Source organism: Sphingomonas sp. S-NIH.Pt3_0716, assembly GCF_003950715.1.
In the GTDB taxonomy this organism is placed as follows: Bacteria; Pseudomonadota; Alphaproteobacteria; order Sphingomonadales; family Sphingomonadaceae; genus Sphingobium; species Sphingobium yanoikuyae_A.
Map to the genome: position 1 here is coordinate 47,725 of NZ_QLJK01000020.1, position 14,684 is coordinate 62,408.

Sequence of the window (14,684 nt, forward strand, 5' to 3'; positions counted from 1 at the left end):
TTCTTTTCACTTGGCGATGACGATTAGATACCGTATACGATCCTCAGTTTCAACGGAGGCTTATGTGAATTCCTCAAAATTGACGTGGCGTGGTGTCTACCCTGCCGCCACCACCCAGTTCACCCCCGATCTGGACGTTGATATCCCCGCTACCCAGGCTGTCCTGGACGCGCTGGTGAAGGATGGCGTCGACGGCCTCATCATCGCCGGCACCTGCGGTGAGAACAACTCGCTGGAAGCCGAAGAAAAGCGTGCTGTCGTCAAGGCGGCGGTCGAGGTTGTGGATGGCCGCGTGCCGATCCTGGTCGGCGTGTCCGAATTCACCACTCGCCGCGCTGTCACCTTCGCGCAGGACGCGGAAAAGCTGGGTGTCGATGGGCTGATGGTGCTGCCTGCCATGGTCTATGTGCCGACCGTGGGCGAACTTTGCACTCATTTCGAGACGGTGGCCAAAGCGACGTCGCTGCCGATCATGCTCTACAACAACCCGCCGGCCTATCGGGTGAATATCGGCATCGACGCGCTCACTCGCCTCGCCGACACGCCCAACATCGTCGCGGTCAAGGAAAGCGCGCCCGATCCGCGTCGCTTCACCGACCTGATCAACGCCTTCGGCGACCGCTATATCCTGATGGCGGGCCTGGACGATGTCGCGTTCGAGGGCCTGTTGCTGGGCGCCCATGGCTGGATTTCCGGTCTCACCAGCGCCTTCCCGCGCGAATCCGTGGCGCTGGTCGCGGCGATCAACCGGGGCGATCTGGAAGAAGCACTGCGCATCTATCGCTGGTTCATGCCGCTGCTGCACCTCGATGCCGATCATGATCTGGTCCAGTCGATCAAGCTCGCGGAAAGCATCATGGGACGCGGCACCGAGCATGTCCGCCTGCCGCGCATGCCGCTGGAAGGCCAGCGCCGCGCCGACGTCATCCGCTGGGTCGAGCAGTGCGCCGCCACCCAGCCCAGCCTGACGGCGGCCTGATGTCGGCGGTGCGCCACACATTCTTTTGCATAGACGGCCATACGGCGGGCAACCCCGTCCGTCTGGTCGCGGGCGGCGCGCCGCTGCTCAAGGGAAAGTCCATGGCGGAACGCCGCCTGGACTTTCTCGACCGCTTCGACTGGATCCGCACCAGTCTCTGCTTCGAGCCGCGTGGCCATGACATGATGTCGGGCGGCTTCCTCTACCCGCCGACGCGAGAGGATACCGATATCGGCATTCTCTTCATCGAAACCAGCGGATGCCTGCCGATGTGCGGCCATGGCACGATCGGCATGGTGACGTTCGGCCTGGAAAATGGCCTGATCCAGCCGGCAACGCCGGGCAGGCTGCGGGTCGAAGTGCCAGCCGGCGTCATCGACATCGATTACACGACCGACGGCAAGCGCGTGACATCGGTCAAGATCCGCAACGTCCCCGCCTATCTGGCGGCGGAGGGGATCGCAATCGACGTGCCGGGCTTCGGTCCGCTCAACGTCGATGTTTCCTATGGTGGCAATTATTACGCGATCGTCGAACCGCAGGGCGCCTATACCGGCCTCGACGACCTCGGCGCATCGCGCATCGTGGAACTGAGCCGCACCATTCGCGAACTGGTGCGCGCGCAATATCAGCCGGTCCATCCGCTCGAACCCAGCATCAAGGGGGTGAGCCATGTCCTGTGGGCCGACCAGCCCAAGGGCGAGGGTGCGGACGGTCGCAACGCCGTCTTCTATGGCGAGCGGGCGATTGACCGCAGCCCCTGCGGCACCGGCACGTCGGCGCGGCTGGCGCATCTGGCAGCCAAGGGCAAGCTGAAGGTCGGCGACCGGTTCGTGCATGAAAGCTATATCTGCAGCCGCTTCATCGGCCGGGTCGAGGCCGAGACGATGATCGGCGACCAGAAGGCGATCATTCCCTCGATCGAAGGATCGGCGATCGCCACCGGCTTCAACACCATCTGGGTCGATCGCGAAGACCCGTTCTGGGCCGGCTTCACGGTCGTATGAAACCCAAGGCGGAGAGCGGTCGAACAGGATCGTCCATCATATACGAAGTTGTATTCCGCCGTCCGCTCTGTGCTATGTTCGCCGCATGAGCCTAGTCATCCGAAACCTGTCCGACCAGCTGGTCGATCTTGTCCGTGAGCGCATCCTGTCTGGCCGGGTGCCGCCCGACGGGCCGATCCGCCAGGACGCGCTGGCCGCCGAACTGGGGATCAGCAAGATTCCGCTGCGCGAGGCACTCGCCCGACTGGAGCAGGAAGGGCTGCTCAAGTCGCAGGCCAATCGCGGTTTCTTCGTGCGCAGCCTCAACCGGGTGGAGGCGGACGAAGTCTATGCGCTGCGCCTGAAGCTGGAGCCCGATGTGATGGCGTTGGCCGCCGAACGGGCGGACGAGGCGGAGCATCAGGCGGCGATCAACACGCTGGCCACCCTCTATCAGGTCACCGACGAAGGTGGCGACGGGGTGGGGGCGTTCAACCGCGCCTTCCACATGGCGTTGCTGCGTCCCAGCAGCCAGCCGCTGTCGGTCAATATTCTCGAACGGCTCCATATCCTGTCGGAACGCTATGTCCGCAAGCATCTGGAGCCGCTTGGCCGCGACGAACGCGCCAATGACGAACATCGCGAGATGCTCGACGCCTGGCTCGCCCGCGACGGCCAACTGATCCGCGAACTCACGGTCGCACATATCCGCAAAACCATGGACGATCTCATGGTTCAGCTCGACGCCGACGACTGAACCATAACCGAGCAACCGGAACGTCCATAAGAACAGGGAAGGAAATTTCGGTTGAGCACTGGATTTTGGGGACCGATCAAGCCGATCGGCGCCAGTCATCACGCGCAGCATCAGCAGTTGCGCAAGACATTGTCCTGGCCGCATCTGATCGCGCTGGGGGTCGGGGCGATCGTCGGCACCGGCATCTATACGCTGACCGGCGTGGGGGCCGACCGGGCGGGGCCGGCGGTGATCCTGGCCTTCGCCATTGCAGGGGCCGTGTGCGCCTGCGCGGCGCTGGCCTATGCCGAACTGGCCACGCTGATCCCGACCGCGGGCAGCGCCTATACCTACACCTATTCGGTGCTGGGGGAGACGCTGGCCTGGGTCGTGGGGTGGAGCCTGATCCTGGAATATTCGCTGGCGTGCAGCACGGTGGCGGTCGGCTGGTCGGGCTATCTGGTCGGCTGGATCCAGCAGGCGGGGATCAGTCTGCCGCCGATGCTGCTGGCCGGGCCGCATGGCGGCGGCATCGTCAACCTGCCCGCCGTTCTGGTGGCACTGGCGATCGCGGGCATGCTGATCGCCGGCACGCGGGAAAGCGCGACGCTCAACATCATTCTGGTCGTCATCAAGCTGACCGCGCTCGCCGCCTTCGTCGCGCTGGCGCTGCCCGCCTTCCAGTCCGACCATCTCCAGCCCTTCATGCCTTATGGCTTCGTCAGCCATGTGGAGGGGGGCATGACGCGCGGCGTGATGGCGGCGGCAGCGATCGTCTTCTTCGCCTTCTACGGCTTCGATGCGGTGGCGACCTCGGCCGAGGAAGCGCGCAATCCCGGCCGTGACCTCACCATCGGCATCGTTGGATCGATGGCGGTCTGCACCCTCATCTATATGGCGGTCGCTGTCGCGGCGATCGGCGCGCTCGACTATCGGGCGCTGGCCGGTTCGTCCGAGCCACTGGCGCTGGTGCTGCGCACGCTGGAGCATCCGGTCGCCGCCTGGCTGGTGGCGGGCGCTGCGCTGGTGGCGCTGCCCTCCGTCATCCTGGTCATGATGTATGGCCAGAGCCGCATCTTCTTCGTCATGGCGCGCGACGGCCTGCTGCCGCGGTCGCTCAGCAAAGTCTCGGAAAAGACTGGCTCGCCCGCGCGCATCACCGCGATCACGGGCCTCTTCGTCGCGGCCGTCGCCGGCTTCTTCCGCCTCGACGAGATTGCCGAACTGGCCAATGCCGGCACGCTGATCGCCTTCATCGCGGTCGCCGGCTGCATGATGGCGCTGCGCCGCAAGGCGCCGGAGATGAAGCGCGTGTTTCGCTGCCCGCAGCCCTATCTGGTCGGCACGCTGGCGATTATCGGCTGCATCTATCTGCTGATCAGCCTGCCGGAAAAGACGCTGCTGCGTTTCGGCCTGTGGAACCTGGCTGGCCTGGCCCTCTATTTTGCCTATAGTCGGGGTCGCAGCCTGCTGCGCACCACCGGCCATGCGGCCAGCGAGGAAGGCTTGCCGGAATAGGACAACCGTAACGCAAGCCGGTCAGCCGCGTCGCCGCGACTGGCCGGCTTGCTCAATAGCCCACAGCATAGCCCATGCGTCGGGGATCGGCGCCGGCCATGCGGGCGCCCGACGCATCGGCCAAAATGCCCTGCACGCTGCCGATCGCATAGGGGCCGACCAGTTCGATCTTGTGCCCCATCGCGGTCAGGCGCTGGATCGTGGCATCGGGGACGCGCCGTTCCGCCTGTACGGTGATCGCCGCGCCGGGCCTGTAGAAATTGGGATCGGCGTCGATCGCGAAGCGTGGCGCCTCGATCGCGGCCTGGATCGGCAGGCCGCGATCGACGATATTGACCAGGAACTGGAACTGGGTCTGGCCGATCGTCTCGCCGCCGGGCGAGCCGAAGACCAGTTTCAGCCGGCCCTTGTCGAGCACGATGGTCGGGCCATTGCCGAGCAGGGCGATCTTGCCCGGTGCGACCTTGTTGGGATGGCCGGCATAGGGGGCGGACGACCCCAAGCGCAGGCCGTTGTTGAACAATATGCCGGTATTGCCCATCACCAGGAAGGTGCCGAAGCCGCCGCCAACCGTCGTCGTGACCGCGATGGCATTGCCGTCGGCATCGACCGCCGACAGGCTGGTGGTGTCGCCGCCGCGCGTGTGATCGTCGCCCTGATGGGCGAAATCCTGCCGTGCCCGGTCCAGCGCGGCCCGGTCGAAGGCGGCGGCATTGCCGCCTTCGGGATAAAGGCCCGCACGGGCGGCATCGATCAGTTGGCGTCGCTCGGCGGCGAAGCGCTTGGACAGCAGTCCCTCGACCGGCGACCTGGCGAATTTGGGATCGGCGGCATATTTATAGACGTCGGCCTTCGCGACCTTGATCGCCTCGATCAGATAATGGGTGAAGAGCGGATCGTCGGCGGGCAGCGCGGCCAGGTCGAACCCCTCGACCAGATTGAGCTGCTCGCACAATTCCAGCCCCGTGCGCGAGGTGAGCGGACTGCAATAGACGTCCAGCCCGCGATAATTGGTCGTGACCGGATCGTCCCAGCGCGGCTGATAGGCCTTGAGGTCATCGAGCCGCAGCCAGCCACCGGTCTGTGTCGAGAAGCGGGCAAATTCCTGCGCGATCGGGCCGGTATAGAAATAGTTATGCGCCGCCTGCAGCGCGCGATCCCGATCGGCGCCACCCTTGAGCGCCTGGCTCTCCGCGTCGGCAAGGGCCTGAAAGCTGCGGGCGAGATCGGGATTGCGGAATATGGAACGCGGGGCGGGGGGCTGGCCACCGGGCAGGAAGATCGCCGCGCTGGTCGGGTAGAGCGCCAGCGTCTTTTGCGCGCGCGTGATGAACATGGCGATGGAGGCATCGAGGGGGTGGCCGTCGCGGGCATAGCCGATCGCCGGTTCGAGCAGGGTCGAGAGCGGCAATTTGCCGAACCGGCGGGCCAGCGCGATCCAGCCGCCAAAGGCGCCCGGCACGGTCAATGCCTTGGGGCCATGGTCCAGCGCCTTGGGATCGCCATCGGGATCGAGCAGGCGCGGCGCGCCGCCGGTGAAGGCCAGTGACTGGACCTTGCCGGTCTTGCGATCGAGGCAGGTGGCAAAGCCGTTGCCGCCCGCGCTGGATGCCCAGGGTTCGACCACGTTCATGACCGCCATCGCCGCGACCACGGCATCGGCGGCGGTGCCGCCCTGCATCAGCATGCGGGTGCCGGCCATGGCCGCCAGCGGATGGCCGGCGGTCACGCCGCCATGCGGCATGGGCACTTCGACCCGGTGCGCGGCGACGCTGGCGCTGCCGGTGCGAGGCGCATCGGGCGCGCGTGCGCCCGATTGGGCCAAAGCGCGGCCGGGCAGGGTGGTGAGCGCCATGCCGGCAAGGCCGGCGGCCAGCATTTCGCGGCGATCCAGGAAGGATGGGGGCGTATCGGACATGGCGGAGCGACCTTGCAGGGGAAAGGAAAAGGAGAAAATGGGCACGGCAGCATCGCGCCGTGCCCATGTCTTGCAAGCCTTTAGAAGACCTTCTTCAGGCTGGTGTACCAGTAGCGCGCCTGCGGCTGGTAGAGGTTCGACAAATAGCCGCCCGATGCCAGCGGCGGATCCTTGTCGAAGATGTTGCGCGCGCCGATCTGAACGGTGGTGCCGTTCAACGGTCCATCATTCTTGAATGTATATTGGCCATAGAGATTGACCGTCGTCTGGCCCTTCACCGTCCAGGGATTGGCGGACGCATCGCGCACGCCATTTTCATAGACGCTGTCGATATACTGCGTGAAGGCGCCGATCTTCCACGGGCCGAGCGACCAGTCGAAGGTTGCCGAAAGCCGCCAGCGCGGCTGGCCATCGCGGCCGATCACGTCGCCGCCGCCCTGGATCGGCACGCCGGCATTGATCTCGCCAGCGGCCTGTCCCGCGATCACCTGCTGCACGCCCGCCGGGGCGTCGACATAATAGCTGATCAGGCGCGAGGCATTCACGTTGAGCGAGAAGGTGCCGACCGACGTCGTGGGCAGGAAATAGTCCAGATTGAAGTCGATGCCCTGAACGGTGACCGGCAACAGATTCTGGAAATTGGCGACGACGTAGAGCAATTCGCCGACCGGCGCGAGGCCGGTGCCGGCGACGCGGGCGATATCGTCCGCCGTGGGATCGCGGCGGATGACGTTGGGGTTGCTGCTGCCCTGGGTGCGCAGCAGATAGTCGAGGTTGAGCGCATTCTGATAGTCGAGCAGGCCCACGACATTCTTCTGCTGGATCTTCCAGCGGTCGACGGTGAAGGTGACCTTGCCCAAGCCATCGCCCAGTTTCGGCGACAGCACGGCGCCGAAGCTCCAGCTGGTCGATTCTTCCGGCTTCAGGTTCGGGTTGCCGCCGCTGCGACGCAGCACCGACACGTTGCAGACCGCGCTGGAGAAGTTCGTCGCGCGCCCGGATCGGACATCGGCATCGCACAGCACATAGTCGAAGCCGCCATTGACGCGGTCGAGCGTGGAGGTGTTGATGACCTCCAGGTTCGGCGCACGGAAGCCCTGCGACCAGGAACCGCGCAGCATCATGCCTTCCAGCAATTCCCACGATCCCGCGATCTTGGGCTTCGCCACAGAGCCCACGTCGCTATAATCCTCGTAACGGCCGGCGACCTGGAAGTTCAGGCGACGGAACATCGGGATTTCCATTTCCGGGCTGAAGATCGGGATGGCGAGTTCGGCATAGGCGGACTTCACGTTGCGCTTGCCGCGCACGTCCGGGCTGGGGCTGGCGCCGCCAAGGTCGGAGCCATAGAAGACGCCGGTGACCGCGTCGGTGTAGGTGGTGTCGACCCCGGCAATGCCGCCCTGATAGGTGGAGCGATTGTCATGATAGGTTTCGCGCCGCCATTCGATGCCAGCCGCGACGCCGATGCTGTTGTCGGCCCACAGGCCCAGCAGATTGGCGTTCGACACCTTGAAGTCCCACAGGGCCAGCGAGGTGCGGGTCTTGCGGGTCGCCTCGATCATGAAGCTGTCGATCGTGGACTGGCTGTTGGGCGTGCAGTCGCCGATCGAGGGCGTGTCGACGCAGCCGCCGTTGAACGGGTTGTAGGCGTCGGGCGTGGTCTTGTTGATCGCCTGTTGCAGCAGCATGTTGGAGAAATTCTCCTGCGTGTCCTTGGCCGTGGCCCAGGTGTAGAGGCCGGCCGATTCCCAGTCGAAATCGCCGATACTGCCGCGCAGGCCGCCCAGGAAACGATATTGGTAATTGGTCACGTCGACCTTGCGCGATCCCACGTCGACATAACTGAGCGAGGTGATCTGCACCGGCAGGCCCTCGGCCGGGACCACCGAAAGATCGAGGCCGGGCAGGCGGTTGGGCGATCCGACCGGGCCGAGCGGGTTCCAATAGGCATTGGCCGCTACGGTGATCGGGATGTTGGCGAGCGAGCCGGGCGCGCCGATCGTCGAACTGGTCTTGCCGCGATAGAAGCCGACCTCGCCGAAGAAGGACAGGGCGTCCGACAGTTCATAGTTGATGTAGGAGAAGATGTTGATGCGCTTGACCGAGGGCTGGGCGGTCAGGTCGTCGAAGGTTGCCGGCGAATTGAAGCGCAGGTTGGAATCCGCGCCCGACATTTCCGTCGCGCCATTGCCGTCATCATAGCAGGTGTCGGGTGTGCCCGAAGCGATGCGGCAACCGGCATTGGCGCTGGGCTGGATGTGGAACTGGCCCGAGCTGTTGGTGAAGGCAGTGCCGTTGCTGGTGAGCGTCTGGTTGAGGAAATTGGCGCCGCCGCCGGGACGGACGACGCGGAAGGTGCCCCAGGGCGTGCTGGTGCTGGTGCCGTTCCAGGCCGCGACATTGGCGAAGGAGGTGCCGGCGACATAGCCGCGCCGATCGACGCTGGCGGTATAATCCTGGTCGCTGAGATAGAGTTTCGACTTCTGGGCATAGCCGCCGAAGATCGAGATATTGCCGCGGCCTTCGTCGAAATCGAAGCCGACCAGGCCATTGGCGGCAAATTCGCGCAGATTGGTGCCTTCCGCGCCGCCATATTGGACGTCGAACTTGGCGCCCTTGTAATCGGACTGGAGCACATTGTTGACGACGCCGGCAACCGCGTCAGAGCCATAGAGCGCCGCCGCGCCGTCGCGTAGCACTTCGACGCGCTCGATATTGCCGACGGGAATGGTGTTGGCATTGTAGCCGAAGGTCGGGACGCCGGAATCGACGACGCCGGTGATCGCCTGCGATGTCGGGTGCAACACGGTGCGGCGGCCGTTGATCAGCAGCAGCGTATTGCCCTGGCCCAGGCCACGCAGCGAAACGGTCGATACGTCGCCGCGCGCGGCATTGGCGTTGCCGCCGCCCAGCACCTGTTCGTTGAAGGTGACGCCGCCCAGTTGCGGGATGGAGCGATAGAGGTCGGCGCCCGAAACGGCGGCCACGGCCTCGATCTGCTCTTCGCCGACCAGGCTGACCGGCAGCGCGCCGGCGGTATTGGCGCCCTTGATCTGGGAACCGATGACGACGATTTCCGCAGCGGCCGGTTCACCGGCCTGCGGGGCGGCTTCTGTGTTGGACTGGGCCTGGGCCATGCCGGCCGTCAACGCCCAGAGACTGGCACTGGTTAGGGCGGTGGTTAAGGCGAAAAGCGTCTTTCCTCTTTCTCTCGTCATTATTGTTCCCCTGTGATGAAGCCTTGAGCTTCGCGCCGTTAGGCAAAGGTGCCTTTCCGGTTCAGAGATTGGGGAGGTCGGCAAATGTCGGCGCCGCACGACGCGTGCAGCGACCCATGTTTATTGATGACCGTTCAGATAGTGCATTTGCAGGCCCTCCCGAAAAACTGGAGTTCCGGCATCATCCCTTGCGTGGGAAATCGTTGCTGCTGTCGCCCTCACGACGGCAAGGCTTTTTCCGGGCACAACACCCACCATTGTGCGCGTTCATTGCGATAAAACTGACGGGAATGAAATTTCCGCCATATGTTTCGAAATATTTTTGAAATAAAATCGGATTTACCGGCATATAGCGGAAAAATCGGGTTGGCTCGTTGTTGCGCGTATCGGCCGGCAAACGCCTTCCCTCGGGTGATGCCGGACAGGCCGAAAACAGGGGATTCCATCGATGAGCGATAACGCAAAGCAGGGGGTGACCCGGCGGGAGTTCGCGGCGTCGGCCATGGCCGGTGCGGCCTTGGTCGCGGGTGCTGGGCCAGCCTCCGCCCAGGCGGGCAATGCGCCGACAAAGCCCGGCAAGGCAGCGATCGAGCCAACCAGATTGGTTAGCACAGGCGAAACGCTGCGGCCGGAGATCGTCGGCCAGTTCGGCATCGTTGCGGCAGGGCGCCATTATGCCGTGGCGGCGGGGACGCGCATCCTGCTGGCCGGCGGCAATGCGACCGACGCGGGCGTGGCGGCGGTCTTTGCCGCGGCCGTGACCGAGATTTCGCATTTCGGCTTTGGCGGCGAAGCGCCGACCATCATCTATGACGGCAAGACGAAGAAGGTGTCGCTGATCAGCGGCCAGGGCGTCGCGCCGGGGCTGGCCACGCCCGACAAGTTCGCCGATGCTGGCGTCATTCCGGGCAATGGCCCCAATGGCGGCACCGTGCCGGCGATGGTCGATGCGATGGCGCTCGCGCTCCAGCTCAACGGCACGATGGGACTGCATGAAGTGATGCAGCCCGCTATCGAGCTGGCCGACGGCTTCGTCATGTATAATTTCCTGGCCGAAGTGTTCGTCAGCCAGCAGAAGGCGACGTCCAAATATAAGGACGCCTACGACGCCTATTATCCCGGTGGCCAATTGCCCAGGACCGGGGAAATTTTCCGCCAGCCCAATCTCGCCCGCACGATGCGGATCATTGCCGACGCCGATGCTGCGGCGTTCAAGAAGACCAAGGATCGCAAGGCCGCGATCCAGGCCGGGCGCGATGCCTTCTACAAGGGCGACATCGCCCGCCGGATCGGCGCCGCGATGGAGCGGGACGGCGGCCTGATGCGCTACGAGGATCTGGCCAAGTACAAGGGCAAGGTCGAGGCGCCGGCGATGACCAGCGTCTTTGGCTATCAGGTCTGCAAGGCGGGTTTCTGGAGCCAGGGGCCGGCCATGCTGATGGCGCTCAACATTGCCGAGGCGGCCGGGATCGCGACCATGGAGCCGGGCTCCGCGCCCTATCTCCATACCGTTGCCGAGGCGATCAAGCTCGCCTTCGACGATCGCAACATGTATTTTGGCGACCCCGATTTCGCGACGGTGCCGATGAAGGGGCTGTTGTCGAAGGACTATGCGGCGCAGCGGGCGAAGCAGATCGGTCCGCGCGCCTCGCTGGAGCATCGCTTCGGCAATCCCTGGGCGTTCGAGGGCAGGGCGCGGACCACGCCGCAATTCACGCCGCATATGCTGAAAGCCCCGCCCAAGCCGACCGCCGACACGACCGCGATCGAAGTGGTGGACAAGGACGGCAACCTCTTTTCCTGCACGCCCAGTTCCGGCTGGATGCTGGGCGGCGCCTATATTGCAGGCGATACCGGCGTGCCGATGAGCAACCGCCTGACCGTGTTCGACCTTGATCCGGAAAGCCCCAACGTCCTGGTGCCGGGCAAGCGGCCGCGCACCACTCTGTCGCCATCGATGGTGCTCAAGGACGGCCAGCCCTATCTGGCGATCGGGACGCCGGGCGGCGACAATCAGGATCAGCAGATCATGAATGTGCTGCTGCGGGTGCTGGCCTTCAACCAGCCGCTCCAGGCCGCGATCGAGGCGCCGCGGATCAATTCCAATCATTTCCACGGCTCCTTCGGCATCAAGAAGGATGAGCCGGGTGTGCTGGAAATCGAGGATCGCGTGCCCCAGGCGGTGCGCGACGATCTGACCGCGCGCGGTCACAAGCTGGACGTGCTGGGGCCGTTCGCGGTGTCGACTGGCATCGTCGCGGCCGGCGTGGTGCCAGGCAGCGGCACGCTGCGCGGTGGCGCGGATGTGCGCCGCGAACGCTATATATTTGGTTGGTAAGGGGATCGATCCGATGAAATCTGCCTTCAAGCTTCTGTCGCTGGCCCTGTTGTCGGCCGGCGCCGTTCAGGCCTATGCCCAGCCCGCCAATCTGCCCCCGCCCGGCGGCGAGACCCCGGTCGCGTTCGATGTGCATGAAGGCACGTCGATGGCGGTGTCGGTATCGCCCGACGGCAAATGGCTGGCCGTGGACCTGCAGGGCAGCCTGTGGATCATCCCGACCAGCGGCGGCAAGGCGAAGCGGATCACCGACTATTTCAACGATGCCCGCCAGCCGGTCTGGTCGCCCGACGGTTCGCGCCTCGCCTATTTTTCCTATCGCGACGGCAATTATGATCTCTGGACGATCAAGCCGGACGGCAGCGACATGCGCAAGCTGACCGAGGGCGCCTATGATGATCGCGAGCCGGCCTGGTCGCCCGATGGCCGGACAATCGCCTTCTCGTCGGATCGCAGCGGCAATTACGACATCTGGACGCTCGACATCGCCAGCGGCGCGATGAAGCAGGTCAGCAGCAACGGGCGCGAGGATCGCATGCCCAGCTGGTCGCCCGACGGCGCGCGCATCGCCTATTCCGGCACGGACGGCGCCAAGACCGCCCTCTATGTCACGGCCCTTGCCGATGGGCAGGAAAGCCTGTTGAAGCAGGTGCAGGGCAAGATCGATGCGCCCTCCTTCGGCCCCGGCGGCGAACTCGCCTATGTGGTGCAGGACGCGCAGGGGAGCCGTCTGGAGGTCGATGGCAAGGCCGTCAGTGGCGCCGAGAATGTCTTCCCCTTCCGTGTGTCCTGGGGGAAGGGCGGCTATTATTATGTGTCCGACGGCAAAATCCGCAGCCGCAAGGGCACCAGCCTGTCGACCGTCAACTTCGCTGCCACGCTGGAGGTGGTGAAGCCCAGCTACACCCGCGCCAAGCGCGACTGGGATTCGACCGCGCCGCGCAAGGCGCTGGGCATCGTCCATCCGACCCTGTCGCCCGACGGTAGCCGCATCGCATTTGCCGCGCTCGGCGATCTCTATGTCATGTCGTCCAAGGGCGGGGTGCCGGAAAATCTGACCAAGGATGGCGCGCTCGACACCGATCCGGCCTGGTCGCCCGATGGCCAGAGCCTGGTCTACACCTCCGACAAGGGCGGTGGCCTGCCGCAGCTGTGGATCCGCGACCTGAAGACCGGCAAGGATCGCCGGCTGACCGATATCGACACCCAGCCGTTGGGCGCCGCCTGGTCGCATGACGGCACGCGGATCGCCTATATCGATGTCGACGGCCGCTGGGGCGTCGCCGGCCTGTGCGTGGTCGATGTCGCGACCGGCAAGATCACCCGCCTTCAGGGATCGCTGGGCCAGCCCGGCAGCCCCAGCTGGTCGCCCGACGGCAAATATGTCGCCATCCCGCTATCCTACAAATATTCCAACAGCTTCCGCGAGGGCACCAACCAGGTCTACATGGTGCCGACCGATGGCGTGGGCAAACCCTTCTGGCAACTGCCCGAACCGAATATGTCGATGGATACCCGCGCCGGCGGCGGCCCTGCCTGGTCGCCCGACGGGACGAAGATGGCCGCCATCTATGAGGGGCTGCTGAAGATCTGGCCGGTGGCCGCCGACGGCAAGCCGCTGGGGCCGCCGCGCTCCTACACCTCCGACATCTCCTATTTCCCGAGCTGGGCCGGCGACAACAAGACGATCCTGTTTCAGTCGGCCGACAAGCTGAAGTCGCTCGACACCGAAACCGGTGCGATCACCGACATCCCGCTGGACCTGACCTATCGCATCGCCAACCCGACCGGGCGCACCGTCATCCATGTCAGCAATCTGGTCGACTCCGTCCATGACGTGACCCAGCATGACAAGGACATCATCGTCGACGGCCACCGCATCGCCGAAATCCGCGACCATGATCCCGCGCTGCATCAGGCGGAGCATTTTGTCGACGGCACGGGCCTCACCGCCATTCCCGGCCTGATCGAGCATCATTCCCATGCCCAGAAGGATTTCGGCTCCAATCTGGAACGGGCCTGGCTTGCCTATGGCATCACCACGGTGCGCGATCCGGGTACGCAAATCTATGATGCGGTGGAGGATCGCGAGGCGGCGGAATCGGGCGTGCGCCTGTCGCCGCGCCTCTATGTCGCCGGGCCGCTGCTCGAATGGCAGCGTGTCTATTACAAGATGGGCGTGGCGGTCTCCAGCCCGGCCCATCTGGAGCGGGAATTCACCCGCATGCGCGCGCTTCATTATGACATGATCAAAAGCTATGTGCGCATGCCTGACCTGTTCCAGCGCCAGATCGTGCGCGCCGCCCATGAAATGGGCATCCCGGTCAGCGGCCATGAAATCTTCCCGGCCGCCTTTTCCGGCGTGGATGGCACCGAGCATATGGGCGCGACCAGCCGGCGCGGCTATTCGCCCAAGCAGGGGCCGCAGGGCATGGCCTATGAGGATGTGATCCAGCTTTTCGGTCGCAGCGGCCGGACGCTGACGCCGACCCATTTCGGCGCGATGACGCCCTATCTGGCCAAGCATCCCGGCTACAAGGACGACCCGCGCCTCAATCTCTATCCGGTCTGGGCACGGGAAACGATCACCGAAGCCGATCCGATGGCCAGCATGCTGCGCCCGTTGCTGGAGGGGCAATATAAGAGCCTGAAGAAGATGTATGATGCCGGCACGCTGGTGACGGCAGGCACCGACACGATGATCGCCAACAATCTCCATGCGGAGATTTCCTCCTATGTCGACGCGGGGCTGACGCCGTTCCAGGCGCTCCAGACCGCGACCGTCAATTCGGCGAAGGATCTGAACCTGGATGCGGGCACGCTGGAGGCCGGGAAGCTGGCCGACATCGTGCTGGTCGATGGCGATCCGCGCGCCGACATCGCCAACACCTTCAAGGTGAAGAAGGTGATGATGAACGGCGTCATCCATGACGTGGACGACATCGTCGCCGGCGGCATGCGGAAATGATCCGGCGATTGCCGTTCGCT

At 64.7% G+C, this 14,684-nt stretch carries 9 protein-coding genes; 6 read left to right on the forward strand and 3 right to left on the reverse strand.

Going from position 1 to position 14,684, the window contains the following annotated elements; translation table 11 throughout:
• Positions 1-79: 79 nt before the first annotated feature.
• From BRX37_RS16445 to BRX37_RS16460, 4 genes are all read left to right on the forward strand, one after another.
• The gene (locus BRX37_RS16445) at positions 80-979 is read left to right on the forward strand and encodes a dihydrodipicolinate synthase family protein (RefSeq protein ID WP_017502462.1); all 900 of its coding nucleotides are present in this window, start codon (positions 80-82) and stop codon (positions 977-979) included.
• Positions 979-1,986: a 4-hydroxyproline epimerase gene (locus tag BRX37_RS16450; protein WP_125988423.1), complete on the forward strand. Its 1,008-nt coding sequence runs from the start codon at positions 979-981 to the stop codon at positions 1,984-1,986. The genes BRX37_RS16445 and BRX37_RS16450 overlap by 1 nt, the downstream gene beginning before the upstream one ends.
• An 85-nt stretch (positions 1,987-2,071) precedes the next feature.
• On the forward strand, positions 2,072-2,722 hold the full coding sequence (locus BRX37_RS16455; protein ID WP_048936520.1) for a GntR family transcriptional regulator: 651 nt from the start codon (positions 2,072-2,074) through the stop codon (positions 2,720-2,722).
• Positions 2,723-2,773: 51 nt separating this feature from the next.
• A complete protein-coding gene (locus BRX37_RS16460) occupies positions 2,774-4,219 on the forward strand; it encodes an amino acid permease (RefSeq protein WP_125988283.1) in 1,446 nt (481 codons plus the stop codon).
• A 52-nt stretch (positions 4,220-4,271) separates the two neighbouring features.
• Here BRX37_RS16460 and BRX37_RS16465 read toward each other — a convergent pair whose 3' ends face one another.
• The 3 genes from BRX37_RS16465 to BRX37_RS16475 all read right to left on the reverse strand — a co-directional run bounded on the left by BRX37_RS16465 (position 4,272) and on the right by BRX37_RS16475 (position 9,804).
• A complete protein-coding gene (locus BRX37_RS16465) occupies positions 4,272-6,137 on the reverse strand; it encodes a gamma-glutamyltransferase (RefSeq protein ID WP_125988285.1) in 1,866 nt (621 codons plus the stop codon).
• 80 nt (positions 6,138-6,217) lie between these two features.
• Positions 6,218-9,277 carry a TonB-dependent receptor domain-containing protein gene (locus tag BRX37_RS16470; protein ID WP_318276730.1) on the reverse strand — a complete coding sequence of 1,020 codons (3,060 nt, stop codon included), beginning with the start codon at positions 9,275-9,277 and terminating at the stop codon, positions 6,218-6,220.
• A 299-nt stretch (positions 9,278-9,576) separates the two neighbouring features.
• Entirely contained in the window at positions 9,577-9,804 is a 228-nt protein-coding gene (locus BRX37_RS16475) for a hypothetical protein (RefSeq protein WP_164522476.1), read from the reverse strand.
• 2 nt (positions 9,805-9,806) lie between these two features.
• Here BRX37_RS16475 and BRX37_RS16480 point away from each other — a divergent pair, with 2 nt between their 5' ends.
• Together BRX37_RS16480 and BRX37_RS16485 are read left to right on the forward strand one after the other, a co-directional pair.
• On the forward strand, positions 9,807-11,696 hold the full coding sequence (locus BRX37_RS16480) for a gamma-glutamyltransferase family protein (RefSeq protein ID WP_125988291.1): 1,890 nt from the start codon (positions 9,807-9,809) through the stop codon (positions 11,694-11,696).
• 13 nt (positions 11,697-11,709) lie between these two features.
• Positions 11,710-14,664, forward strand: coding sequence for an amidohydrolase family protein (locus BRX37_RS16485; RefSeq protein WP_125988293.1), 2,955 nt, complete (start codon positions 11,710-11,712; stop codon positions 14,662-14,664).
• Positions 14,665-14,684 lie beyond the last annotated feature (20 nt).

Excerpts from the sequence above, each read along its gene's own strand:
- BRX37_RS16465 (WP_125988285.1), bottom strand. The coding sequence starts at position 6,137 with ATGTCCGATACGCCCCCATCCTTCCTGGATCGCCGCGAAATGCTGGCC.
- BRX37_RS16475 (WP_164522476.1), bottom strand. The coding sequence starts at position 9,804 with ATGGAATCCCCTGTTTTCGGCCTGTCCGGCATCACCCGAGGGAAGGCG.
- BRX37_RS16485 (WP_125988293.1), top strand. The coding sequence starts at position 11,710 with ATGAAATCTGCCTTCAAGCTTCTGTCGCTGGCCCTGTTGTCGGCCGGC.
- BRX37_RS16470 (WP_318276730.1), bottom strand. The coding sequence starts at position 9,277 with ATGGCCCAGGCCCAGTCCAACACAGAAGCCGCCCCGCAGGCCGGTGAA.
- BRX37_RS16450 (WP_125988423.1), top strand. The coding sequence starts at position 979 with ATGTCGGCGGTGCGCCACACATTCTTTTGCATAGACGGCCATACGGCG.
- BRX37_RS16480 (WP_125988291.1), top strand. The coding sequence starts at position 9,807 with ATGAGCGATAACGCAAAGCAGGGGGTGACCCGGCGGGAGTTCGCGGCG.
- BRX37_RS16455 (WP_048936520.1), top strand. The coding sequence starts at position 2,072 with ATGAGCCTAGTCATCCGAAACCTGTCCGACCAGCTGGTCGATCTTGTC.